The sequence below is a fragment of the Ekhidna sp. genome (genome assembly GCF_965247405.1).
Taxonomy (GTDB): domain Bacteria; phylum Bacteroidota; class Bacteroidia; order Cytophagales; family Cyclobacteriaceae; genus Ekhidna.
On the sequence record NZ_OZ252014.1, the window covers coordinates 605,400 to 631,405 of the forward strand.

A 26,006-nucleotide genomic window follows, 5' to 3' on the forward strand; every position below is an offset into this window, starting at 1 on the left:
TAATAATTCAAAAAGTAAAACACTTCCCATGGGTCTGTTGGACTCAATGAAAGTGAGGATTAAATTAAAGATTTTATTTTCAAAAAATGTTATTCGGTAAATTCACCCTCACTGATCTATCATGCACGACACACTCATAAAGAACATCAAAGAGCTTGTACCTCTTTCTCAGGAAGAAGTGGAGCTAGTTAGCGATGCATTTAAGCCCCGACATCTAAAGAAGAAAGAGCATCTCTTACAAAAAGGAGATCCTTCAAATCATATGCGTTTTGTTGCGGATGGGTGCATGAAGGTTTATTCCGTGGATGAAGACGGACAAGAGCACATTCTACAGTTTGGCATTTCCGGCTGGTGGATCAATGACCTCTACGCTTTTCTTACTGAAACACCAGCAACCTTTTTCATCCAGGCCATTACCGAAAGTACGATGTTTCAGATTCACCGTGACAGACTCAACCAATTGTACGATGAGGTTCCGATGATGGATCGTTTCTTTCGTATCAAAACGCAAAACGGGTATGTCGCCCTACAAGAGCGCACCATCCGCTCCATGAGTGAGACCGCCGAACAGCGCTACTCCCAATTCATCAATCGATATCGAGCCATGGAGCAGCAAATTCCACAGTATATGATCGCATCTTATCTGGGTATAACCCCGGAACACCTTAGTGCTATCCGAAAAAAGATGAGCACCCAGAGCCTTTCTTAAGATACCTTAATGTTTTCGCTTTCGCTGGCTTGAAACTTTGTAATCAAAAAGTTAAAAGCTATGAAAGCAACACTCTTTTCTATGTTATTACTCCTCACCGTGGCTGTCCAGGCACAGCACAATGAGGTAGTTGGTACAAGTCCATGGGGACCGGAAGATGAAATCGGCACCCTGAACTTAATGACCGAGGCATCACAGCTTCACGTACTCTCAAAAATTAATTCGGGCAAAGCTTACGATCTCAGTGTCGATTACTTTGTTGGCATGCCCAGTTTCCACGCATTAGGAGATCCCGGCTATCAGTATTGGCTCACGCATACCCCACATGGAACAATCGTGGATAACCCCAATGGATTAGGTGAAGCCATGAATCGCAAGGTGAGTTACACAGGAGATGCCATCTCCATGTATACGCACATGGGTACACACATTGATGCCCTCAACCATTTTGGGCTGAATGGAAAAATCTGGAATGGATTCACACCTGAAGAGCACCTGGGTGACAAGGGCTGGAAAAAGACCGGTGCAGAAACCATCCCTCCCATCATTGCACGTGGGGTAATGATAGACGTGAAAGCATCTAAAGGGACACTTCCCAACAACTATCGGATTACCGCCAATGACCTTCAGGATGCACTTAAAAAACAGCGAATTGGGTTGGAGCCTGGCGATGTTGTCGTTATCCGCACAGGTCAGGCTGAGTTTTATCAGGATGCCAATCACTATCTCGACAACTATCCGGGTATCAGCATTGATGCAGTAAAGTGGCTCATCGAAGATCAGGAAATCATGCTCCTGGGAGCAGACAATCTCAGTTTTGAAGCTTTCCCACCAGAACGAGCAGATAACTGGGTACCCGTACACACCTACTTGCTGGCTGAAAAAGGTGTGATGTTCATTGAGCAGATGTACCTGGAGGAACTTGCAAATGATGAGGTATACGAGTTTGCCTTCATCGCAGCTTCTCTGAAACTGAAAGGTGCAAGCGGTTCTCCAATGCGTCCGATTGCACTACCTATATCCAAATAATTCTGAAAAAAATTAAACAACAAACATATGTCAGCTTACATATTATTTGACAACCTCACAGTAACCAGTCCGGAGGATTTAGAAACCTACAAAAGCCAAGTCGCTGATGTGGTCAAAAAACACCAGGGAAAGTACGTGGTACTGGGTGGTAGAACACGAGTGGTTGAGGGATCAGTAACACCCAGTTACCTGGTCATGATTCAGTTTCCAAGTTTTGAAATGGCGGAAAACTGGTACGACTCGGACGAGTACAAAGGTCTGAAGGCACTTCGCCTGTCAGCTACCACGTCTACCGGAGTGATCATGGAAGGACTTCCTGCCTGATAGCTATAAAGCGAATGGTTTCCTTGAGGCCATTCGCTATTCAAATCAACATCAAAACAATAAGACAATGAATAATCCAACTTTGCTACTTCTCTCCTTTTCGGTAGGAATCATGGTAGTTATCCAGGGCGGTGTAAATGCCCGCCTGGGTATTCTACTAAACAATTCCCTGCTGGCCACTTCCACAGCATTGACCATAGGGGCAAGTTTCACGCTTATCGCAGTGCTGATCACCGTTCGGCAGTTTCCGAGTATGCATCAACTACGCGTCATCCCTATTTATATGTGGGTTACAGGAGGGCTACTGAGTTTTCTTGCTGTGACATTGTTCTATTACATCATTCCAAAAATAGGCATCTCTACAGCGGTCAGCTTTGGCCTGGCCGGACAACTCATCTTCGCTGCTATAGCCGGGCATTTTGGATGGTTCAATATGCCACTCGAGCCCATGACCTTGAAGAAGATTGCAGGATTGATCGTGATGATCTCGGGTGTCATTTTAATCAAATCATAACATGAATTTAATACAAGCGAACACTAATAATCTGACTGCTCTTTGGGAGGCAGCAGGCCAGCTGGCCGGACAATATATTGAAGAACCAGGCTATCAATTAACCATTTCTGAAAGTGGTGAATGGCCGAACAAACTGTGGTTCACCAAATCATTGGACATGCAGACACTTCATGATATACTTCTCAAATGGAACCTGAATGAACTATCACTTCCTATATGGGGAAAGGACATTCAAAGAAGTGAATTGATACTGAAGATGAGTGGGTTTGAAGAGAAGCTCATCCAAGTGGCCATGTCTATGGATCTGGAGGACGCACCCGACCATGTAGGACAGGTAGTGCTTCAGAAGGTGACAAGTAAGTCTTTGGCTGAAACCTGGTCTAAGCTATTTGAAGAATCTTTTGGCTATGAAATAAGTGTGGAGACTGTGATAAAAACCGCAGATTTCATTGAATATTTCATTGGAAAGCACAATGGCGTTCCTGTAGGAACGGCGGTCCTCTTCTTGGATCAACCACGTATTGCTGGCATTCATTCCATGGGCGTCATACCCACGCAGCGTAGAAAGGGATATGCACAAGAATTACTCATTCATATGCTGAATATCGCCAGAGTAAAAGGTGCTACGCATGCCACCCTGCAAGCTTCGGAAATGGGCAAGGGCCTGTATCTCAAAACCGGGTTTAGGGAAGACTTCATCATTAAAACATTTATTAAACACAAAAACTAAAGGACTATGAATTTATTAGACAAACTAAACTGGCGCTATGCCACGAAAGTCTTTGACCCTTCAAGGAAGGTATCATGGAAAGATATAGACTTTCTAAAGGAAGCAATCCGGCTCTCGGTCTCTTCCTATGGGTTACAGATGTACAAAGTATTAATCATAGAAAACCCGGAAATCAGAAAAGAACTAAGAAAAGCTTCGTGGGATCAGGCTCAGATCACAGATGCTTCCCACCTATTTATATTTTGTAATTACACCGTAAATCACGATCAGCATGTGGATGACTACATTCAGCTGATTATTGATGCGCAAAAGAATGTAGATGTTAAAGGATTAAAACAATACGGAGAGTTTATAAAGTCGAGTATCGCTGGAATGGAACCCATGGAACGTAAGAGCTGGTCAGAAAAGCAAACGTATCTGGCACTGAATAACCTCATCATAGCTTGTGCCGATCGGCAGATAGATGCCTGTCCAATGGAGGGATTTGATAAACAGGCATACAATCGCATTCTCGGACTGGACGAGCTTGGACTCAATGCTTCGGTCATTGCTCCCATAGGATATCGTTCTGAAAAGGATCAAACGCAAAAGCGTAAGAAAGTAAGGAAGCCAATGGATGAACTTTTTGAATTAGCTTAATTTAATTGTGATGGAAACTGACAATAAAAAAACAGCTCGACTAACAGGTATCCTGTACCTGTTGGTCATTATCTGTGCCGGATTCAGCCAGGGCTATGTGCGGGGCACCTTATTTGTACCCGGTGAACCGGAAACCACTTTGGCTAACATTGTAGCATCAGAAGGTTTGTTCAGACTAGGCCTGGCATCTGATCTCATTGCCTTTTTGCTTGATGCAGTAATTGCTATTCTTCTGTATCAACTACTGAAAGGAGTAAATAAAACACTGGCTATCATTGCTGCCACGTTTCGGCTTCTGGCGCACCCTGCCATTGCCAGCTTGAATCTGCTGAATCATTATATGGCCATCGAAACAGCAACTTCAGGTGGGTATCTTTCGGCATTGGGAATAGAACAGTAGGAAACCTGGACGATGCTCTTTTTGCAGGCACATAATTATGGCTATTTGCTGGCAGGTGCGTTCTTCGGAATTCATTGCTTGTTGCTTGGCGTCCTACTCTATCAATCCAATCTGTTTCCAAGCATTTTCGGTATCCTGATGGTATTAGCAGCTTTTGGATATCTCATTGAGACCTTTGGTAATATCATGGTGCCTGGAAATGAAGGCTTGCTGGCGAACATTGTTGGCTTCTCTGCTGCGATTGGTGAAGTTTCTCTTACGTTTTATTTACTGATTAGGGGTGTGAAGTCAATGCAAGGAAAATAGTCCATCTGGTTGCGTTAAATATCCATTTTAAGACTCCTGCGGGGCATTGAAATTTGTGTCAAATTAAAATTCAATAATTATGACACGATTAAATGCACTTGCGCCGGAAGCAGCTTCTGGCAAAACAAAAGAACTATTTGAAGGCATTCATGCCAAGCTGGGAATGGTTCCTAACATGATGCGAACAATGGGAAACTCATCCGCCGTATTGGATGGATATTTGGGTCTCAGCGCATCCCTTGGAAAAGGAGCTCTTGGTGCTAAGCTGGGTGAGCTAATCGCAATGACAGTAGCAGAAACAAATGCGTGCAATTACTGCCTTTCTGCTCACTCTTTTATTGGTGAAAAGCTGGTGGGAATGAGTCCCGAAAGTTTGACTGAAGCGAGAGAAGCAAACCATGCCGATGAGAAAATCAAAGCGGCCTTATTATTTGCTAAAACGCTGGTAGAAAAGAAGGGTCAGGTTAGTACTGAAGACGTGGCAGGAATTAGAAATGCAGGGTACACAGAAGGTGAAGTTGCCGAGATTGTTGCTCATGTAGCACTCAACATTTTCACCAACTACATAAACAATACAGCCAATACGGAAATTGACTTTCCGGAAGTGAAAGCCTACAACACGGCTGTAGTCTGAATGTAATTTCTAACATCAAAAATCTAGAATCATGAAAAATTTCATTTTAATCATTGCTGTTTTAATCGGCAGCATAACTATTGCTCATGCTCAGGTTCAACCTGTTGATGAAAACGGTCTTGCGATCGGAGGATATGACGTAGTGGCTTACTTTTCAAATAATGCAGAAAAGGGAAGCACGAGATATACTGCAACATACGAAGATGCCACTTATCAGTTTGTCAATGCAAAAAACAGGGATGCATTCAAGAAAAACCCAACCATGTACTTGCCTCAATTTGATGGCTATTGCGCATGGGGAGTTGCAGCAAAGGATTCAAAGTTCCCTATCAACCCGGAGACATTTGATGTTATCGATGGGAAATTGTATTTGTTTTTCAACGGGGATTTCGGTGGTGAGGCTTTCAATACAGCCCCTCTTTGGAATGCTGAGACCTCAAAGTTAAAAGCAGCAGCTCATGCAAAATGGCCTTCTGTTAAAACCAAATAATACAATGTAGGCAAGTGAGTTGCAAAACCTTCAGGTTTCTGCAACTCATTTGTTTTATTCTAAATCATACAACTATGAGTCAACTAGAAATCAAGCCTCCTCTTCCACCTTTTGACGAGGAGACTGCCAAACTAAAAGTACAAATGGCTGAAGATGCCTGGAACACCCGGGATCCTGAAAAAATATGTCTAGCCTATACCATTGACACTGAGTGGCGTAACCGAAGTGAGTTTCTAAATGGGCGAGAGGAAGTAAAGGCTTTCCTTAAGCGTAAATGGGAAAAAGAGTTGGATTATAAATTAAAAAAGGAACTTTGGGGTTTTAGAGAAAACCGAATGGCTGTTCGGTTTGAGTATGAGTACCGAGACTCAAATAATCAATGGTATCGCGCCTATGGCAATGAACTATGGGAATTTGATGAAAACGGCCTGATGCAAAAGCGGTTTGCAAGTATCAATGACCTATCAATAAATGAATCAGAAAGAAGATTAATTTAACACAATGGACATCCTGAACAATGACGAAAACCTGACGCTGGTAGATAAGCAAAACGGGAACCTTGCTTTGAAACTCTTCACTTTCGATGACCTAAGCCGATTTGACCATATTCAGCGAGTTAACTACTATTCACTAATTTGGATTAGAGAAGGTTCAGGTCAGGTAAAAGCTGATTTTTCTGAGTATCAATGGGCTCCTGATTCATTGTTAGCCTTTACTCCTTACCAGCCTTTCATGCTCTCAGCTAAAGGTCATGTTCAGGGTATCTCTCTAAATTTCCATCCCGATTTCTTCTGTATACATAAGCATCACGAATCGGTAGCTTGTAATGGAGTACTCTTCAATAATATATACGATTCGCCTGTGCTGAAGCTGGATAATAACGTATCAAAACAATTTCAGTCACTACTTAAGCAAATGAAAGATGAGATGATGCATGGTTACCTGGCCCAGCAGGAGGTGCTGGTCTCTTACCTTAAAATCTTTTTGATTGCTGCTTCGCGAAAAAAGGTTCAGCAGCAGCCAGAAAGTATTGAAATATCTTCTTCAATTGATTCTGAGCCATACATTCTTCAAAACCTGAAACAACACATCGAAAAGCACTTTCGCTCGAAGCATTCAGCAAGCGATTATGCAGACATGCTCAATATTTCACCAAAAGCATTGGCCAAAGCAACTAAAAAACACTTCAATAAAACGGTTTCTGATCTTATTTCAGCCAGAATCATCATTGAGGCAAAAAGAGAGTTATATCTCACAGACAAACAGGTCAAGATGATTGCGAGTGAGCTTGGATACAGTGATGAATACTACTTCAGCCGCTTTTTCAAAAATCATGCGGATGTTTCACCACAAATGTATCGAGAGACCGTGGGATTCAATAGAGCCTCAGCATAACACGTCAAACAGACCAAAGTGATGAGAGCTTATTTCTGATCTCAGAAATATTGATTTTATATACTTTTCTAACCACCCATCCATTTCTCACTTGCTTAAGCAAATCTAGTAGTGCAATTTTTGTATATAATCAAAAATTGAAATGAAAAAGGACTACTCACTCTTCATCACATTCGTCTGCATATTTCATATCGCATTCGGGCAATCTGATCAGGAAATACAAGCCGCACTGGATAGTATTCAGAAAGCAGCAGACTATCCCGGCGTGGTTTTTACCTACATTGATCCAGAAGGTGAGGTACATGCTTTTGCCAGTGGCATGGCTGATAAGGAAAATGATGTGCCCATGACCATTAATCACAAGCTTCATGGGGGCAGTACCGGCAAGACGGTCGTATCTGCGGTCATTATGCAACTCGTCAGCGAACGTAAGATATCCCTGGATGATAAGGTCTCAAAATACCTGGGAAGCAATGACTGGTATTCTCGCATGGCTAATGCAGAGGATATTACCATTAGAAACTTGCTTCAACATACTTCAGGCATTATTAGATATGAATTCAAAGAGGTGTTTCTGACTGATTTAGCCGCCAATCCTTCTCGTATCTGGAAACCGAAAGAACTTATTAGTTATGTATTGGATGATGAGCCTCCTTTCGCGGCAGGTGAAGGTTTTACATATGCCGATACCAACTACATCCTCGTTGGTATGATCATTGAGCAGGTAACCGGTAATACATTTTATAAAGAGGCAGAAAGCCGTGTATTGAAGCCACTCGGCATCAATTCCTTCTCTCCCACCAATACCACCACGATTCCTAATATGGCACAGGGCTACTACACCGAGGGGTCTGATTACGCTCTCGGTTTTAAAGCTCCCTTTCTTGTAAATGGTACCGCACAAAACAACATGCAATTTGAGTGGACTGGGGGAGGATATGCCTATAAGAATGCAGATTATGCTCGCCTGCTCAAAAGCATCTATGAAGGTGAAGCTTTTAATATGGAAAAGCTTAAAGATGACTTTTTCAACTATGCAGATGCTGCGGAAATTGGTGGCCAATACGGACTTGGAGTTATAAAGTATGAATTCCCTGGGTTGGGCACGTTCATCGGACATTCAGGTTTCTTTCCTGGTTACAATACGGCAGGCTTCTATCACCTAGATACCGGGGAGGTCTTCACCATGCAGATTAACTCCACCAACGAAGCTCAGTTACAACGCTTCTTTGGTAGCTACCTTGGACTGGTTCGGATGATTATGAAGTCGACATTTAAATGAGAAAAAATGGTTGTTAAGTTTTCGGTTGTAGTCTAATTGATATCAGAGCTTCTTTGTCAAAAAAAACATTATGAGAAAGAAGTACCTCGATTTTTTAAACCTACACAATCAAAGCACACCACTTTTATTGGGAAACACCTGGGATGCCACAAGCTCGAGACTTATGGAAAAGATGGGTTTCAAAGCTATTGGAACATCCAGTGCAGCAATTGCCGCCATGTTAGGGTATGAAGATGGAGAAAATATGCCATTTCAGGAATACCTTCTTGTTATTCAGCGTATCTCGCAAGCATGCCAACTTCCGTTATCTGTAGATTTGGAGGCTGGGTATGGGGATGATTCTATTAAAGTAATTGAGAATATTAAAAAGCTAAATGAACTTGGTGTTGTCGGGATAAACATTGAGGACTCCATTGTTGGAAATGGTTCAAGAAAACTCGTTGACCCCAATGTCTTTACAAAAAAAATTGAAGCTATTCACCATGGCTTGAAAAGGGAAGGCATTGATATCTTTATCAACCTAAGAATTGATACGTTTCTGCTCAATGTTCCCAATCCCGTTGAAGAATCGATAAGAAGGATTGATCATTATGAAAATTTCATTAATGGGATTTTTTTACCATGCATTACCAACGAAAACGATATTAAGAAGGTAGTCCAACATACGTCCCTACCACTGAATGTAATGAGTATCCCCAATCTTCCCGATTTCGATACCCTTGGAAATTTGGGTGTAAAGCGAATCAGCACGAGGAATTTCCTTCATGATTTTATCTATCAGGAATTGAAAGACAAAATCCATTTGATGACTGCTGCTGGAAGTTTTCGACAGCTTTTTGATCAAACTGATTAGTTTGAATCCATTAATTTAGTTTCTTCCTAATGGAGTTCTAAATACCTCGACATTTAAGTGCTTAGCCCAAAACAAAAACGGAATATTAGTCGCATCATCCCTTTTGGAGTCATCTGGCTAATAACCGGATGGGTATTATTATTGGCAGAAACGGTAGCGACCGGCAATCAAAACCTAAATCCTGACACAGCTGTCACCATAACGCTTCCTGTTTTCATTTTTGCCAACCTGGCCATTACTTCAGTAGGTCTACTTGTTGGATTAATTGAATTAGTGGTTCTCGAAAAACGCTTCCGTCATTACAGCTTTGCCAGAAAGGTCGGCTACAAATTCATGCTTTATCTGGCATTAATGCTGATCCTTCAGGTCATCCTGTTTCCAATAGCATCTGCACTTGATCTTGGAGCTAGTTTGACAGATCAGATAGTTTGGGAAAAGACCATTCTTTACTTTCAAAGCCTGGTCTTTGTCAATACCATGTTTCAGCTTTCCTTTCACCTGATTTTGAGTCTCCTATATGCAGCAATCAGTGAGAACCTGGGACATCAGGTGATGTTCAATTTTTTTACTGGTAGATATCATCGGCCTAGAGTAGAGGAACGCATATTCATGTTTCTAGACATGAAGAATTCTACTACTATCGCTGAAAAGTTGGGACACATTAGATACTTCGACTTTCTGCAGATGTATTACGATGCTATGACCGATCCCATAATTAATCACTTGGGTGAAGTGTACCAATACATTGGAGATGAGGTTGTGATTTCATGGAAAAAAGACCAAGGACTTAAAGACAACAATTGTGTACGCTGCTTTCAGGGCATAAAGGAAAGCCTGACTCTTATGGAGAGTCGATTCGAAGAAAACTATGGAATCTCACCGGAATTCAAGGCTGGCATGCATGTGGGTGAAGTGACAACAGGAGAAATTGGTGCACTGAAAAAGGAAATTATATTTACCGGAGATGTGCTAAACACTACCGCGCGGATACAGGCACTGTGCAACGAACATGACGTATCATTGATTATTTCAAAGGAGCTTGGGGATCAACTTCCACATGAAATTGTTACAACAGACCTTGGTTCAATCACCCTAAAGGGTAAATCTCAACCCACAAAGATTTTGGCAGTTGAAATTGTTTAGTCAGCCAATCATTTTTCTATTGAAGTATGTCTCGGGTTCAAAATCATATACATTCATCGCAATGTTCTCCACATCCTTTAGTAACTCATTGAGATTTTTCACAATCGATTCAGACAATTTTCTTTTTTGAGCTGTGGATCTCCCTCCCATGATATAAGCAAAGACATGAACAAAGTCATTATCTGGTTTTCCCGCCACCAATGATTTCTCAAATGGAACCAAACGAACCTTGATGTCATTTTCATCAAAAAGCTCACTGGAAACAGCTTGTTTATGGACGGCCGTTAGAATAGTTTGCGCATCAACAGATTGGATCGCTTTCGTGTTTGCATGAATGATAAAGTGTGGCATTTTCTTCGTTTATGTATCAACCTTCATAATCTCAATAAGAGTTCAAAAACTTACAATTAAACAGTATGAATATATCCGATAGAGTAAAATCATTTGGACATTCTCTACCAGAAGTGTCTTCTCCAGGAGGAAACTATGTTTCAGTTAACAAACGAGGAGTTATTGCCTATGTAGCTATTCAGTTTCCCATTCTAAATGGAAAATTCTTATATCAGGGTAAGTTCGGAGCATCTATTTCTGATGATGACGGGATGAAGGCTATGGAGCTATGCGCTTTGAACGTAATTGCACAAATCGACTCCAAAATTGGCTTTGATGCTATTGAAGGGCTCAATCATTTTGATGCCTATTATCAATCAATTGCAGAATGGGATAATGCTCCAGTGGTTGTAAATGGAGCGTCTGACCTTTTTGTGAATGTCCTGGAAGAAAAAGGGCAACACTCACGAGCGATCTTTGGAGTAGACCGGTTGCCTCGTAATTTCTGCGTTGGGCTTACAGCCAGCTTCACATTGAAGGGTTAAAGCATAAAAACCAGCCAATGGCGGGTTTTGATGTGATTGCGCAGGGACTTCCCGCATCAAGTGCGGGACAGGCTTCCCGTCCATATTAATAGCAAAAAAAACCCGCTATTGCGGGTTTTAAGTGATTGCGCGGGGACTCGAATCGAAACGTCGATCCGACCCGAACCTGCTGCTTAGAAGCCGTAATGGAATTAGCAGCTGCTCTATCCTCCCGATAATCATCGGGAGAGCTAGTGAACCTTCAGTCGCTGAGATCGCAGCTTTTTGTTGCGGAGAGAGGAGGATTATTTCATGATCCTTTAAAACAAAAAACCCCAACATCTCTGTCAGGGCTTTTGTGATTGCGCAGGGACTCGAACCCCGAACCTGCTGCTTAGAAGGCAGCTGCTCTATCCAGTTGAGCTACGCAACCAATTTGTTTGCTACTATCGCAGCATTTTGTTGCGGAGAGAGGGGGATTCGAACCCCCGGTACGATTTCTCGCACGCATGTTTAGCAAACATGTGGTTTCAGCCACTCACCCACCTCTCCGTGGCATTTAGCTTAAAAAAATTGACTCTACTTTCAAGCCAAAACCTTCTTAAAAAAAGACCCGTTTATCGGGTACATCCTAAAAAGGAGTGCAAATATAAAAGTTACCGTCAAAAATCCATTTCGTTGACTCAATTCTTTATCCAATTCATTGATAAATTGTGGTATGAACAAAAATCAAATACTTCTAGCACTTGTCATTCTAAGCTTTGTCGGCATGAGTGCCGTTTACCTTGATGTATCAGAAATTATTTCAAGTGAGATATTGGGAGCTACACCCGAATCCAATGTAAAACATGGAGAGGTCCGTCAATACACAAAGAGCAATAAGCTAAAAACCATCGTCAACTACGATCATGGACAGAAACACGGTACCTCCTACCTCTTCCATAATGATGGTGAAACAATCTTACTGGCAATGCCCTATGAGAATGGCGAAAGAGAAGGTGTTTCAAAAAAATATTTTGAAAGTGGACAGTTGTATGCTGCTACTTCTTATCATGAAGACAAGCTTCATGGACCCAGAAAATTGTATTATTCAACTGGACAATTAAAAGCTGAAATACCCTATGGATATGGTTTTCCGGGGATAGGAACCAGGGAATTTTTGATTGACGGAAAAGAAAAAGAGGCGTTAACCATCACAACCAGAACAGATGGAAGCATCATTTGGCTTGACACCTCCGAACCATGTGATGATCAACGATTCTACATTGGTCAATTGATTGATGAAAACTTCCTTGATCCAGTCAATGAAAATGTTCGGTTGCTAGTGGAAAATGATAATCAATTCTTCATTGATACAAAGGTTTACACTCCGAGCTATCTCAAATACCAGGATGTTATTTGTCACTGTGAGAGCTCACAGGGAAACCCCATTGTCTTGAAAACGCGAATCAGTCTTTAACAATCGAAAATGAACGGGACTGCCCTGGAAGCTCCATTTTCAATGTATATCTTCCGGCTGCAAGATGACTGACAGGTATTCGGATCTGATTTCCCAATACAAATGAGTCAACCCGATAGGCCTTTCCTGATATGTCATGTAAAGTCAGCCTAAATCCATGGAGCAATTGCTCGGCATCATTTACCCGAATATTTATAAGCTCACTTGCCGGATTTGGATAAATCACCAGGTCATCAAAAACATCTTCAGCATTAATGGATATGATATTTGACTGAGAAGACTCACCATTATAATCCACCTGCATCAGCTGATAATAATTCATTTTGTCAGTGGGAGATGTATCTGAGAATGAATAGTCAATTGGTGATGAGGAGTTCCCTGCGCCTGCCAATTCCCCGATGACCTGAAATGAATCACCCGAAGAACTTCTCATAACATAAAACTTCTCATTATTCTGTTCTGTTAATGTTTGCCATTCAAGGACGACTGATCCATTTCGCATTTCCCCTTTGAAATAATTCAATTCGATCGGCAGAGCAACATCATCATTGCCCGGACTATAATGAGGAACGAATGAGGAGAAAGAAGAGATTCCAAAAGTGAATGACTTTCCTAAACTACCTGCATTAGCAACCAAAGGTTGGTGTGCCGTGCGTGTGCCGCCACTCACAAATGGATCCAGTTCATCAATTCCTGAAATCTTAGTGAAGTGAATGCTGTCAGCCTGAAACTCATTCAGGATGTTGGGATCATATCCATCAGCAACCACAGCATCTCTTAAATCAATAGGATCGGCATCTAATGAGTAAAACCTCAAGTACACATCTGTTGACGGTTGAATGGTCGGTGCTATCCACCAATTCCTGTTCATGACATATTCATCCTGAACGCCATCCACAGTTTGCATTCGAACATTCGCTTCTCCACTCAATATTCGTACTGCCCAGCAGGTACTACCCAGATTGTTTCCCACAGGATTAATGGAGAAAACCAAGCTACCGTTATTGTCGGTCACATGCACCCACTGGTATCCATTTAAATCAATGCAATTACCGCCAGTCACCTGATAGTCTGCCTGCAACGATCTAATGTTGACAACAGTAGACGGAAGTCCAGGGCTATCCTCATTAAATGGGTCTGTATTTGTTTGAGCTTCGATGTAGTCTGGTATACCATCACCATCCATATCCGACACCAGATTAATTGGAGCGCTTGCACCTCCAGCGATCAAAACGGCCTCAAGTGCATCCGATATTCCATCCGCGTCAGAATCCGTTCCTCCAGATACCGTCGGGTCATTGACATCATTGGGATCTGTATTGTTAAGCACCTCATAGTAATCAGGTATACCATCTCCATCCGTATCTGTTGAGATGTCCGGATCTGCTGCTCCTCCAGCATTGGCAATGTAGGTTTCAAAAGCATCGGGAATACCATCTCCATCAGAATCGCTATCCCCGGAAGCAGTTGGTTGATTTCCATTGAAAGGATTGGTGCCATCGGCTACTTCCAGCCAATCCGGAATCCCGTCCCCATCGGTATCCGTAATTCTGGAAATAGGCCCAATAGCTCCATTATCTATTAAAATCTGCTCAAGTGCATCCGATATGCCATCGCCGTTAATACCTGTATCGTTAATGCCATTATTGGGAGTAGTTCCATCTAGATTATCATCATTTCCCCCGTTCAAAACCGGATCATCCCCGTTGGTCTCGTCTGTGCCATAGGCAATTTCAAAGTAGTCAGGTATGCCATCGGAATCGGTATCTGTAGCCAAATCCCTGCCCGTACCAATTGAAAAATTGACCGCACCACTCAGATCCACATCTTCAAAAATCAATGTGGTACCATCAAAACTTGCAGCACTAATGATACTCAATGTTCCATTCGTGAAGTCAGCATCATTGTCGAGTATGAGTGAGAAATCAGTTAGACTATAAGCCCCGTAACCTCCCCCTGTAAGATCAAAGGTGAGTGTGACCGTCCCAACATCCCCGGTTTCGTTCACTCCCCAGATTCGTGTGACTCTTTCGGTGACTGTGGACGGTAGATTGGAGCCTGATGAAGTGATCACACCTCCATCATTCCCGACCAATACATAATCCTCATTGTTCAGACTGGATGGATTGCTGATTGTCAAAATGGTTGATGTGTTTAATGATATAGAAGAATTTTGAACCAATGCCTGAGACGAGTTTGCCGCTATTCCAATGATATCATTCGAGTAGCCAGATAGGTTGTAGAGGTTTGTACCATTATCATAGGTATAACCACTTCCACTAATGTCCAGGGTGATTCCGTATTTTATTGCTAAATACGTCTCTATGTCTCTGCGTTCGGTGGTGCTGAGCCTTGACGAAAAACTGATTATCTCAGCAATTTTTCCATTATAGAAACCAATCCCTGAAAAAACATCTCCTAGTTGATATGCCTGATTAGATAAGTTTGTAAATGATACTGCATTCGCTTCTGCATTGTCTATTTGTGCACCATCTGCGTAAATTTCTTGTCCATCATTGGTACCGTTGACAGCTGAATTGAATATAGTTGGGTTAGCGTAAGTAATTGAGGTTCCGGTCTGCGCAGAACGATAGGAACCAGAAGCCTGATATAAATGTGTAACCACCTCATTTGGCACTCCGGCATCAGACGTAACCGGCCCCAACCCAAAGCCTGTAAACTCACCTGATTCAAATCCAATTACACCTACAGCTGAAGAATTATAGGAGTATGTAACATCAGGATCCACAACGATAAAATAGTCCTGAGAATAAAACCCTGCAGCTCCTCCCATGATGTCATCGGTTCCATCAAAATCAATTGCGGGTTTATCTCCAATTGCATTGACTCGATATAGCGGTCTTGTTCCTCCGGTTCCAGTGGCGTCATTATTCCCAACTTGATCTGCCCATGTACTCACCGCAGCACCATCTGTAGTTGTACTGGTGCCCAAATCGGCTCTCAGCCAAAGAGATACATTTGCATTTAAATCAACAGCTGACGGAACACTAACAGTAAAAAAATCATCATCGGTAAAACTCACATTTTCAAATACAATTGTGTCACCGGAAAAATATCCACCTTCATATTCAGCAGTAGTTGAGGAGAAATCATTGGAGGTGTTTACCAGCAAAGTGTACAGCCCCTCCGATTTAGCCCTATCGGCATAGCTGTCAATGTTCCCCACATACACCTTAACTGTTACATTGCCAGGAGAACCGGTCACATCCACTTGCCATTCTGTTTGTAGTCGTTCGTCATAACCAGCAGGGAGCTCTGTACTTTGTACAAGGGTTTTATCAGTGGCATCACTTCCCCACATGATATAATCACCCGTGCTCAGACTGGCACTTCCAGCAACATTCACGATCGCATCACTATTTCCACTCATAGAGGAGGTTTGCGTTAATCCGTGATCCAGGTTTATGGCTATTCCGGCAATATCATTGGAGTACGCTGTATTGTTATAGATTGAAACACCTCCAACTGTGTATGGATCGGTGGCTATGTCCAGCGTTACCCCATATTTCAGCGCCAGATATGACACCACATCTCTCCTGTCGGAATCACTTAGTCTGGTATCGTAGCTAATCACTTCGGCAATCTTTCCATCATAGCTATCCGTGCTGTTGAAGTTGTTTCCTAACCTAAAATAAGAGTTGGATCGATTAGAAAATGTTCCACCATCTCCATTATCAACAGCCACATCATTTACAAGAATATCTTGTGCAGTGGGGGTATCAGAATCATTTCTTGCATTCAGTACAAATACTGGATCAGATATCGTTGCTACAGCATCCAAATAGGCTGAGCGATAGGTATCTACCGCATGTCCAATTAGCGTATCACTTGCTGTAGCTCCTAAATAGAGTCCATCAAATGATCCGTTTTGAAGACCTAGTACAAAACCATTTCCACTCCCAGCCTGCACGGTCGCATCCGGTTTTAAAACAATGAAGTAATCATGCGTATTGAATCCTGCTATCCCATCCAGAAAATCATCACTAAAATCGATGGCATCATTGAAATTGATTTCATTTTCAAGTAATGTAGGCTTCTCATTGTCATCTCCCTGATCCGCATCATTGCCATTACCACTCACATCGGCCCAGCTTGTCACTAAATCTGATGCTGTAGTAGAAACGCCATCATCTGGTCTGAGCCATAAAGTAAGGCCGGCAGAAACACCTCCCGGTGCGATTGTCTGAACGTCACCACCTATTGTATAAAAATCACCATCACTCAAAGAAACATTTTCAAATGAAAGAATGTCCTTTCCGCCCACTGTAGAAACGGTTCCGCCAAGAATCAAAGTGGAGATTGCATCATCGCCCAGATCAGTAGGCATGGTTGCCGTTCCCGGAGCAACAATCAGGTTCAGGGTTGTATTGTCCTTATCAACAGAGAGGTTTGTAATGTCAAAATTCAAAGTAACCGTGCCCACGTCTCCGGTTTCTTTTACTTTCCAGATTCGCTCGAGTCTTTGGGTGATGCCGGTAATGACATCCGAAGTAGTGAAGGTATTCGGGCCATCATCGTTTCCCCAAACCATGTACTCCCCATCGTCCAGGTCTGAAGGGCTTTGCATATTGACAATGGTGGCGTCATTGATGCTTTGGCTGCTGGGTTGATCGAGTCCTTGCGAAACAACATTTCTGCCTATGCCTGCTACGTCATGATGATACGTCTGATAGGCGGCATTCGAAGTTCCCGGCCAAATGATGGTCACTCCATTCACCTGATAATCATAATTCGTTGTAGCACTGGACGGATCCTCATCCAGGGTGATCCCGTATTTAATGGCAAGATAGGTTTCTACATCCTCTCGATCACTCGTACTCAGTTTGGAACTGTAAGAAACAACTTCCGCAATGCCTCCTTGAAAATCATCAGATAGGTCAAACCCATAACCAAGTATGTAGGCACCATCGGCAAAATCTGTATAATCTGTATCCGGATCTACTTCGATATTATCCACCTGCTCGCCGTTTAGGTAGAGGTTTTGACCATTATCGGTAGCATTCCATCTGTCATTGATTATGATCGGATTAGCCAATACATACTCCCCACTTGCATCCTGAAATGCAGAGCGATAACCCGTGCTTGGCTGGATGGTATGTGTGATAAGTTCATCAGCAAACTGGACAGTGGAAGCTCCTAGCTCTAGACTACCAACATCACCCGGTTCATATCCAATGACATCTCCGGTCTCTGCCGAACTACTACTAATAAAATCAGGATCTATTACTACGAAGAATTCCCGGGTATAGAACCCTGCCGCTCCCTGGAGATCTGAATCATCAAACTGGAGCGTGGGGTTATAATTGATAGCGGAATCTAAAAAACCGGGATTAAACGCAGAACCAAATTCCTGACGGGCATGATTTTCACCCGGACTTATATCCCCCCATGTCGCAACGGTAGACCCCTCAGTCAAAACAGGTCCATCAGCCTTCAGCCAAAGAGATAACCCTGAAGAAACATTTCCTGGGGCTGCATTAGATGTTGCGTATTCTGTAATGGTGAAATTGTCAAAGCCAACACCCAAGCCAACAGTTTCATTATCACCCAAGCCTGTAGTGCCAGATTCAAAATGAACTCTGAACCTTGCTTGTGAATTATTAAAAAGAGAAGCAGGCAACACAATAGATGCGGTAAGCCAGCCGCCGCTATAACCATCCCATCCATCATCTCCAATGGCAGTTACATTATCATCATTATACCAGTTTAAACCTTCCCCACTACTCCCAAGCAAGTTCCATGTGCTTCCTCCATTAGCTGAGTATTCGATGTTGAAACCATCCTGTGAATTATTCAATAATCCAGGGCCAGAATCATCAGTATCATAACTTACATCCACCTCCAACACCAGGTCGTAGGATCCTGTAAGATCTATGACTGCACTTGTTGTATAAACATCCACATTTGCACTATAATTATCAAAACTACTCGGATGTAAATAATTACCATCAGACCCAGGAAGGGCAGCATCTGAATCCCTTGTCCAGTTGGCAGAAGACCAACCTTCAAAACCAGATTCAAAATCATCTGAGTAGACGATCGTCTGAGCAGATGCTGTCAGACCTATTATGGCAATTAGTGAATAGAGTATCGATCTACAGGCGATGTAAAAGCATTGTGATTTTTTCATAGCGGTTCCAATTTCCATTACTTAATAATTCAATTATGAAAGGAAAATTCACAAAAAAATGAGGTGAATTAATGGAGAATATTTTCATAAAATGAATTAAAATATTTCAAACATTTTTGAAACCCCACACTCACTTCTCATACATTCAGATTCCCTTCATTTCAAGTATTATTTCTAATAGGTTCTTAATAATCTGATGGATTCATCTTTATGAAGCCATCAGAAAAAGCGCTTTAAATATCAATAAAGCATTAAAATAGGTAATGTTGCTGATTCAAATGATTTAGTTAATCCACAGTTTCTAAGACCACAATCCACCTTATTGAAAACCAAATCATTCTGCTAAATATATATAACTATTTCAAAATAAAATATAATTTTTCCTAAATTAATAAAATGATAATGGAATTTTAATTGTCAAAACAATTATCAAATGATAATTTTCAAAATATTATTTTAAATAATTATTATAAACAAAATATTTTACATATTAATTTTTTCTTTATAACGTATTTATGTATTTAAAATATACATATTTCTTGACTAGCTGATTTAGTTTATTGTTAGTTAAACAACTATTTTTCGACGTATAATTCAGCTATTTACCGTTCACATTAAAAAATGTTAATCCATTAAAATCCTATTCATTCCCATAAGCTGATCTGTTAGATTTGCCCGCGATGAAGTGGGTGAACGCAATCGGTACATTCGAATTGGCTTTAATGGCGGTCTTTGCACTGCTATACATTGGCTTTATCTGGCGTGTCGTCAGCACCACACGCAGGTTAGGACTCTCAGCGAAACGAGTCATCATAAAAACCATCCTAAGAACCATTTATTTCGGACTCATCATCACAGCTCTATTGGGACCAAGCTTTGGTGACACCTCCAGAGAAGTGAAAACCGTAGGTAAGGACATTTTCATTTGCATTGATCTGAGTCAGTCTATGAATGCCACCGATGTGCAGCCATCGAGATTGGAGAAGGTGAAGTTTGAATTAAAAAACATCGTGGAAGCTTTCAATTCGGATCGTATTGGACTCATTATGTTTAGTAGTGAAGCCTACATGCAGTGTCCTCTCACCTATGACAACAATGCGCTGAACCTTTTCATACAAACATTAAATACAGAGATGGTTCCAAACTTTGGGACTGACTTTGGCCCTCCCCTGGAAATGGCCACCGAAAAGCTGATTGCAGATGATACGGTAATCACCCGGTCTAAATCCAAGATCACCATACTGATTAGTGATGGGGAAGATTTTGGTGATAATACGGATGAAATCGCTGAAGAGCTGGATTCTGAAGGGATTACTTTATTTACTCTAGGTGTAGGCACCAAGCAAGGAAGCAAAATTCCCACTCGAAATGGATTTAAAACAGACAAAAGTGGAAATGAAGTAGTCTCACAGTTAAATTCCTCCTCACTGGAAGATTTGGCAGATCTCACCGGGGGAGAATATTTTGAAATAAATGAATCAAGAAACGATGTATCACGTTTGATAAATGCAATCAATCGTGTGGAAGGTGAGATGCGAGATGCAAAACAAGTGGATGCCACACAAAATCGGTATTTCTACTTCCTCGGATTTGCATTACTATTAATGATATTAGATGTGCTATTTAGTGTAAAGTTGATCAAACTATGAAGACATTCTTTGTGATCATTTTGGCTGTTCTCATTACCGATCCTAAGGAGATTTCAAAGGTCAATTCATTGAAAAAGGAAGCTGAAGCTGCCTACCTGGACAAGGATTATGAACTTGCCCTGGCTAAATATACCTTGCTTCGGGATTCTTTGGGTGTGGATGATCCCGCCATCAAATTGAACCTTGCACATGCGCACTATCACCTAAATGATACCGCCGGAGCAAAAATTAATTACAATCAACTGGCAACTTCCTCGAATAACAAACTGAAATCCATCGCCCTGCAGCAACTTGGAGTGATGAGTAAGGATGCTGGAAAACTTGAAGAGGCCCTTCAGCAGCTCAAATCGGCCATAAAAGCAGATCCAACCAACCAGGATGCCCGATACAACTATGAGGTAGTTAAGAAATTGCTCGAAGAACAAAAGCAACAGCAGCAACAAAATCAGGATCAGGAAAACCAGGATCAGGAAAACAAAGACGGAGAGGACGAAAACCAGGAACAAAAGCAGGACCAGAATAAGGACGGAGAGCAAGAGAATAAAGAAAATCAGGAAGGAGAAAACCAGGAGCAATCAGAAGAAGAAAAACAAGAGCAGGAAAAGCAAAATCAAGAGCAGAAAGAAGGCGAAGAGGAAGAGCAGGAAAAGTCTCAGGAACAAATGACCAAAGAGAAACTGGAGGAAATGGGGATAAGTGAAGAGAAGGCACGTCAACTATTGGAAGCAATGAGGCAGAGTGAAATTAAATATCTTCAGCACCAAAAAAGAAAGGCGACTAAACGCCCTCCAAGCGGAAAACCAGACTGGTGATTCAATTCTTATGTCCAGCTACTCTGAACTTGTTTCTGAGTCTTCATTTTTACCATGTCAGATTCCGACTTTTAGTATATGGTCTATGCTATCTCTACCATTTACCATCTACTTTTACGATCTTTGCGGTCCCGATCTGAACCATCGGGACTTTTTATTGATTTAATCATAATAACAATAACCAAAGAATTCTATGAAAGAAGTTTACATAGCCTCTGCTGTTCGTACTCCTATTGGAAGTTTCGGAGGGAAGCTATCCGGTTTTTCTGCAACGCAATTAGGAACCTTTGCAATCAAAGGTGCACTTGAAAAATCAGGTGTTGCTGCGGATCAGGTCAATGAAGTTTTTATGGGAAATGTCCTTTCTGCAAACCTTGGTCAGGCTCCTGCAAGACAAGCAGCCATTGGTGCAGGAATCGGTCACAATGTACCATGCACCACCGTCAACAAGGTTTGTTCTTCTGGAATGAAATCTGTGATGCTGGGAGCTCAATCCATCATGCTTGGCATTAATGATGTTGTTGTTGCAGGGGGTATGGAAAGCATGTCAAATGTTCCATACTACATCCCAAAAGCTCGATTTGGCTATAAATATGGTCACGGACAAATGATTGATGGCTTGATGCATGATGGCCTATGGGAAGTTTACAACAAATTTCCGATGGGCAACTGTGCTGAAAACACCGCCAAAGAAATGAGTATTTCTCGTGAAGCGCAGGACGAATATGCGATCAACTCTTACAAAAAAGTAGCTGCTTCTACAGAAGCAGGTGAATTTAAGGATGAGATCGTACCTGTTGAAATTCCTCAACGAAAAGGAGACCCGATCGTCATGGATGAAGATGAAGAATTCAAAAATGTAAACTTCGACAAGATCCCTTCATTAAGGCCAGTGTTTGACAAAGAAGGAACCGTGACTGCAGCCAATGCTTCTACTATCAATGATGGGGCTTCCGCACTTGTTTTAGTTAGTAAAGAGAAAGCGGAAGAATTAGGACTTACTTTAATCGCAAAGATTAAAGGATTTGGAGATGCTGCTCAAGAGCCAATATGGTTCACCACAGCCCCATCCCTTGCTATTCCTAAAGCCCTGGCACACGCTGGAGTTGAACAAGGAGATGTTGACTACTGGGAAGTGAATGAAGCATTTTCTGCAGTAGCTATAGCCAACCAACAAAAGCTAGGATTAGATTCGGATAAGCTTAATGTATTTGGTGGCGCTGTTGCAATGGGGCATCCGCTGGGTACCTCAGGTGCCAGAATCATTACTACACTAATCAACGTGCTTAATAAGAAAGGCGGCAAGATTGGTTGTGCTGGTATTTGCAATGGCGGTGGTGGAGCCTCTGCCATTGTCGTAGAAAAAGTATAGAACATAATACTTTATTCTCCTCTGAAAAGGGCTTCCTGGATAGGAAGCCCTTTTCTATTTCACTACAAATTACATATGAGTGATTGGGGCTTACGTAAATTAAAATAGTACAATCAATTCTTTATTTAATCCTTTTTATTGTTTAGATTATTAAGGAATAGATTAATCAAAACCGCCATCCTATGAGACTTTTATTAAAAAATGTAGGCGTGTTGCTGGTTGCAGCATGCGTACTTCTAATACCAATTGGTTGTAGTAACGATGACGATTCCTCAAGCATTGGACTTGTAAGGTTATCGTTTAATGACCTTACTGGTTCGGCCGGAAGGGTCATGTCTAATGAAATTTCGTCCGCACTCATTTCACTGGAAGAGGAAGATGGAACACCCGTTTTTATTACAGAGGAAGTAACTCTCTATGATTTTAATGGCAAGAAAATATCAGAGGCTATCGGACTTCCAGTGGGAACCTACGTCCTCACTGAATTTCACCTGATTGATGATGTGGCTTCTATTTTGTATTCCAGTCCACTTATTGGGAGTGAGTTAGCTCATCTGGTAGAAAATCCGCTACCGCTTACGATTACGGTATCCGCCAATGAAATAGAGACGGTTTCACCAGAGGTTCTATCCATCCTTGAGTTTGAGCCAGAGGATTTTGGGTACTCAGCGTTTAGTTTTTCCATCGTTGAAACGGTTGATTTTCTCTTGTCGGTGCTCGTTTTCAACCTTGATCCATTGGTTTTAGACTGGGAATTGACCACTGCCAATATTGATATCACAAACGGTGGAAATACAATTTACGAAGGAGAACTGGAGGCGCTCTCTAATGAGATCATCATTCCGCAGGGGGATGAGGATTTATATGTGATAACCATTTCCAAAGATGGTTTTGGTTCATTTACAGAAGAATATACAGAAGAACAATTATCAGCCTATTCAGATAGTCCATTGCTCATGTACCTTAGTTTATAAACTGCATATTGCCCTTCGTTTTCGAAGGGCTTTTTTATTCCAAAATTCGACGTATTTCTCTTCCTCGTTCCAAATACTTTTCCAACTTCTCCTCCTTGTTCATTTCTATAAGCTCCTTTAGTTTTTCAAGCTCCTCTTTATACGCTTCTATGCCTTTCAGTACCATTTCTTTATTCTCCATAAAAATAGAGCTCCACATACTCGGAGAACTCTTGGCTAAACGAACAGTAGATGCAAATCCTGATCCTGCCAAATCCAGAATCACCTCTCCATCTTTTTCTTTCTGAAGCACTGCACAGCTCAATGCGAATGATGTAATGTGACTTAGGTGAGAGATGTAAGCCAGATGCTTATCATGCTCTCTAGAGTCCATGTGAATGATGCTAAACCCTGCATCTCTTGACAACACTTCAAACGTTTTCAATTTGTCCGAATCGGTAAGGTTTGTGTCACACAGGATTAGGTTCATTTCTCTATATAACTCACCAAATGCAGCCGAAGGACCTGAGTGTTCCGTTCCGGCGATCGGATGACCTGCAATGAACTGTCCTCGATTGGGATGAGTGGAAGCTGAAGTACAAATTGCTTCTTTGGTAGAGCCAAAATCTACAACTATCTGATTCGGGTGGATCTCATCAAGTATCTGGGGAATTAATTCTTTTATTGCTTTTACAGGTACAGATACTACAATTATATCGGCCCAATTGATGCCCTCCTTCAAGCTTGCAAATCCTTTAGAGACAATCCCTAATTCCAAAGCTTTGCCTTGAGCTTCTTCACTTTTATCAAATCCTCCAAAGGTCAAATCACTTCGATGCTTTAGCGCCAGTGAAAATGAGCCCCCGATCAATCCAACACCAACCAATAGAATATTCATACGCTTATATCTTTTGCGTGAAATTAAAGTCAAAGACTGCTAAACTTGCTGTTGGCTGCTAAATTTGTAATATCCAAAAAAGATATTCGTTCCGAATACATCTTATGCATAAACTATTACTCACGTTTTCACTTTCCTTAGGGCTATTCGTATCATTTTCTCAAGAAATAAAAACCTATTATGATGGGGGGCAGCTGAAAGAGGAGTTTCAGATTCTCAACGGAGATAGCTCATTGGTGGATGGTGCATACAAGATGTTTGACAAGCAAGGAAATATTATTGTTTCCGGCCAATTTGAAAAAGGGAATAAAGAGGGTGTTTTCTACAATTATTACCCGGATGGCAGCATTCAGCGTGAAACGCTCTACAAACAAAATTTAAGAGAAGGTCTTACCCAGGTATTTACACCTTCTGGTAACCTGATTCAGGAGGCAACCTTCAAGAATGACACACTCGTTGGAGAAGTGAAGTTGTACGATGAAGAAGGTAACCTAAAAGGGATCACAGCATTTGAACACGGTAAGCCAGACGGACCGGTTTATTCCTATTATTCTAATGGAAACAAAAAAGAAGAAGTCCACTACAAAAACGGAAAACCGAATGGTGTTACCAAAAAGTACTATGAAAACGGGAACATTCAGCTGGAAGCCCACTATAGGGACGGACTTTTAGTTGGTGAATACAAAACCTATTATCCATCAGGTAAACTGGAGATGGAGGTTGTAAACCAACGTGGGGATCGAAGCGGGTCCGTGAAAATCTATCATGAAAATGGTCAGCTTAAGGCAAACGGAACGTATGCGAATGGCGCATTGCAAGGGGTGTATCTGGTCTACTTTGATGATAGCAGCACTAAAAGCGAATACAAATACAAAGATGGCTACCGTGTAGGCAAAAGTCTGGACTACTTTAAAAATGGAGCAATCAGACTGGAATCCAGCTTTTCAAATAGTGGACTGAACGCCTCCATAAAGGAATATTCTGAGAAGGGTCAGCTAATTGCTATAAAGGAACTGGCAAATGAACTCCCACACGGAACCTGGAAATCCTGGAACAGCAAAGGACAACTCTTGCTGACAGAACGATACGAAAAAGGGAAACTCCACGGCATTAAAGAAATTTATGATGGTGGGAAAAAGATTTCAGAAATCACTTACCGATTTGGCAATAAATATGGCTCCTACAAGGGGTTTTACCCAAACGGGAAACTCAAATTCGAAGGGAGCTTCGAACTCAACAAACTCCAGGGTGAATACACCTCATACTACAAGAATGGTCAGGTCGAATATACGGGCAATTATATTCGAAACCGCAGGCATGGTGATTGGAAATATTTTGATAAGAAAGGAAACGAGGTAGAAACCATCACCTATAAGCATGGGGAAAAAGTAGAGAACCAGTGATCAACTT

23 protein-coding genes, 2 tRNA genes and 1 pseudogene are annotated in these 26,006 nt (G+C 41.7%); 21 read left to right on the plus strand and 5 right to left on the minus strand.

Annotated features, from left to right (window positions below; all coding sequences use genetic code 11):
- Positions 1–121 precede the first annotated feature (121 nt).
- The 14 genes and pseudogenes from ACP14Y_RS02675 (at position 122) to ACP14Y_RS02740 (ending at position 10,448) form a co-directional block, all read left to right on the plus strand.
- Positions 122–709, plus strand: a complete 588-nt coding sequence (locus tag ACP14Y_RS02675) for a Crp/Fnr family transcriptional regulator (protein WP_424961430.1) — start codon at positions 122–124, stop codon at positions 707–709.
- Between the two features lie 60 nt (positions 710–769).
- The gene (locus tag ACP14Y_RS02680) at positions 770–1,738 is read left to right on the plus strand and encodes a cyclase family protein (RefSeq protein WP_424961431.1); all 969 of its coding nucleotides are present in this window, start codon (positions 770–772) and stop codon (positions 1,736–1,738) included.
- Between the two features lie 27 nt (positions 1,739–1,765).
- Entirely contained in the window at positions 1,766–2,062 is a 297-nt protein-coding gene (locus ACP14Y_RS02685; RefSeq protein WP_424961432.1) for a DUF1330 domain-containing protein, read from the plus strand.
- 67 nt (positions 2,063–2,129) lie between these two features.
- Positions 2,130–2,576 (plus strand): DMT family transporter, encoded by a 447-nt coding sequence (locus tag ACP14Y_RS02690; RefSeq protein WP_424961433.1) that lies wholly within the window; start codon positions 2,130–2,132, stop codon positions 2,574–2,576.
- 1 nt (position 2,577) lies between these two features.
- Complete coding sequence (locus ACP14Y_RS02695; RefSeq protein ID WP_424961434.1) at positions 2,578–3,306, plus strand: GNAT family N-acetyltransferase; 729 nt, start codon at positions 2,578–2,580, stop codon at positions 3,304–3,306.
- Between the two features lie 6 nt (positions 3,307–3,312).
- Positions 3,313–3,945 (plus strand): NAD(P)H-dependent oxidoreductase, encoded by a 633-nt coding sequence (locus tag ACP14Y_RS02700; RefSeq protein WP_424961435.1) that lies wholly within the window; start codon positions 3,313–3,315, stop codon positions 3,943–3,945.
- A gap of 10 nt (positions 3,946–3,955) precedes the next feature.
- A pseudogene (locus tag ACP14Y_RS02705) lies at positions 3,956–4,651 on the plus strand (DUF4386 domain-containing protein).
- A 79-nt stretch (positions 4,652–4,730) separates the two neighbouring features.
- Positions 4,731–5,285: a carboxymuconolactone decarboxylase family protein gene (locus ACP14Y_RS02710; RefSeq protein WP_424961436.1), complete on the plus strand. Its 555-nt coding sequence runs from the start codon at positions 4,731–4,733 to the stop codon at positions 5,283–5,285.
- A gap of 31 nt (positions 5,286–5,316) precedes the next feature.
- Complete coding sequence (locus ACP14Y_RS02715) at positions 5,317–5,775, plus strand: YHS domain-containing (seleno)protein (protein WP_424961437.1); 459 nt, start codon at positions 5,317–5,319, stop codon at positions 5,773–5,775.
- 74 nt (positions 5,776–5,849) lie between these two features.
- Positions 5,850–6,272 (plus strand): DUF1348 family protein, encoded by a 423-nt coding sequence (locus tag ACP14Y_RS02720; protein ID WP_424961438.1) that lies wholly within the window; start codon positions 5,850–5,852, stop codon positions 6,270–6,272.
- A 4-nt stretch (positions 6,273–6,276) separates the two neighbouring features.
- A complete protein-coding gene (locus ACP14Y_RS02725; RefSeq protein WP_424961439.1) occupies positions 6,277–7,170 on the plus strand; it encodes a helix-turn-helix domain-containing protein in 894 nt (297 codons plus the stop codon).
- A gap of 142 nt (positions 7,171–7,312) precedes the next feature.
- Positions 7,313–8,452 (plus strand): serine hydrolase domain-containing protein, encoded by a 1,140-nt coding sequence (locus tag ACP14Y_RS02730; RefSeq protein WP_424961440.1) that lies wholly within the window; start codon positions 7,313–7,315, stop codon positions 8,450–8,452.
- 70 nt (positions 8,453–8,522) lie between these two features.
- Positions 8,523–9,305: an isocitrate lyase/PEP mutase family protein gene (locus tag ACP14Y_RS02735; protein WP_424961441.1), complete on the plus strand. Its 783-nt coding sequence runs from the start codon at positions 8,523–8,525 to the stop codon at positions 9,303–9,305.
- Positions 9,306–9,362: 57 nt separating this feature from the next.
- The gene (locus ACP14Y_RS02740) at positions 9,363–10,448 is read left to right on the plus strand and encodes an adenylate/guanylate cyclase domain-containing protein (protein ID WP_424961442.1); all 1,086 of its coding nucleotides are present in this window, start codon (positions 9,363–9,365) and stop codon (positions 10,446–10,448) included.
- On the opposite strand, the gene ACP14Y_RS02745 is transcribed toward ACP14Y_RS02740, so the two are convergent.
- Complete coding sequence (locus tag ACP14Y_RS02745) at positions 10,449–10,799, minus strand: 5-carboxymethyl-2-hydroxymuconate Delta-isomerase (RefSeq protein ID WP_424961443.1); 351 nt, start codon at positions 10,797–10,799, stop codon at positions 10,449–10,451. It lies immediately after the preceding gene.
- A gap of 65 nt (positions 10,800–10,864) precedes the next feature.
- Here ACP14Y_RS02745 and ACP14Y_RS02750 point away from each other — a divergent pair, with 65 nt between their 5' ends.
- Complete coding sequence (locus ACP14Y_RS02750) at positions 10,865–11,323, plus strand: RidA family protein (protein WP_424961444.1); 459 nt, start codon at positions 10,865–10,867, stop codon at positions 11,321–11,323.
- A gap of 338 nt (positions 11,324–11,661) precedes the next feature.
- Here the strand turns inward: ACP14Y_RS02750 and ACP14Y_RS02755 are convergent.
- Both ACP14Y_RS02755 and ACP14Y_RS02760 read right to left on the minus strand, forming a co-directional pair.
- Positions 11,662–11,735: transfer RNA gene (locus ACP14Y_RS02755), tRNA-Arg, on the minus strand.
- A 32-nt stretch (positions 11,736–11,767) separates the two neighbouring features.
- Positions 11,768–11,854, minus strand: a tRNA-Ser gene (locus ACP14Y_RS02760).
- A 166-nt stretch (positions 11,855–12,020) separates the two neighbouring features.
- Between ACP14Y_RS02760 and ACP14Y_RS02765 the strand changes: the two genes are divergently transcribed.
- Positions 12,021–12,761, plus strand: coding sequence for a toxin-antitoxin system YwqK family antitoxin (locus ACP14Y_RS02765; RefSeq protein WP_424961445.1), 741 nt, complete (start codon positions 12,021–12,023; stop codon positions 12,759–12,761).
- On the opposite strand, the gene ACP14Y_RS02770 is transcribed toward ACP14Y_RS02765, so the two are convergent.
- Positions 12,751–18,912 carry a T9SS type A sorting domain-containing protein gene (locus ACP14Y_RS02770; RefSeq protein WP_424961446.1) on the minus strand — a complete coding sequence of 2,054 codons (6,162 nt, stop codon included), beginning with the start codon at positions 18,910–18,912 and terminating at the stop codon, positions 12,751–12,753. The genes ACP14Y_RS02765 and ACP14Y_RS02770 overlap by 11 nt on opposite strands.
- Positions 18,913–19,592: 680 nt before the next feature.
- Here ACP14Y_RS02770 and ACP14Y_RS02775 point away from each other — a divergent pair.
- The 4 genes from ACP14Y_RS02775 (at position 19,593) to ACP14Y_RS02790 (ending at position 23,719) form a co-directional block, all read left to right on the plus strand.
- On the plus strand, positions 19,593–20,561 hold the full coding sequence (locus tag ACP14Y_RS02775; protein WP_424961447.1) for a vWA domain-containing protein: 969 nt from the start codon (positions 19,593–19,595) through the stop codon (positions 20,559–20,561).
- Positions 20,558–21,373: a hypothetical protein gene (locus ACP14Y_RS02780; RefSeq protein WP_424961448.1), complete on the plus strand. Its 816-nt coding sequence runs from the start codon at positions 20,558–20,560 to the stop codon at positions 21,371–21,373. Before ACP14Y_RS02775 ends, ACP14Y_RS02780 begins: the two co-directional genes overlap by 4 nt.
- Positions 21,374–21,566: 193 nt before the next feature.
- Positions 21,567–22,745, plus strand: coding sequence for an acetyl-CoA C-acyltransferase (locus tag ACP14Y_RS02785; RefSeq protein WP_424961449.1), 1,179 nt, complete (start codon positions 21,567–21,569; stop codon positions 22,743–22,745).
- 182 nt (positions 22,746–22,927) lie between these two features.
- The gene (locus ACP14Y_RS02790; protein WP_424961450.1) at positions 22,928–23,719 is read left to right on the plus strand and encodes a hypothetical protein; all 792 of its coding nucleotides are present in this window, start codon (positions 22,928–22,930) and stop codon (positions 23,717–23,719) included.
- A gap of 34 nt (positions 23,720–23,753) precedes the next feature.
- Here the strand turns inward: ACP14Y_RS02790 and ACP14Y_RS02795 are convergent, their stop codons facing one another.
- Positions 23,754–24,596 carry a prephenate dehydrogenase gene (locus ACP14Y_RS02795; RefSeq protein WP_424961451.1) on the minus strand — a complete coding sequence of 281 codons (843 nt, stop codon included), beginning with the start codon at positions 24,594–24,596 and terminating at the stop codon, positions 23,754–23,756.
- A 104-nt stretch (positions 24,597–24,700) separates the two neighbouring features.
- Here ACP14Y_RS02795 and ACP14Y_RS02800 point away from each other — a divergent pair, with 104 nt between their 5' ends.
- Positions 24,701–25,999: a toxin-antitoxin system YwqK family antitoxin gene (locus ACP14Y_RS02800; protein WP_424961452.1), complete on the plus strand. Its 1,299-nt coding sequence runs from the start codon at positions 24,701–24,703 to the stop codon at positions 25,997–25,999.
- The last annotated feature ends 7 nt before the right edge of the window (positions 26,000–26,006 follow it).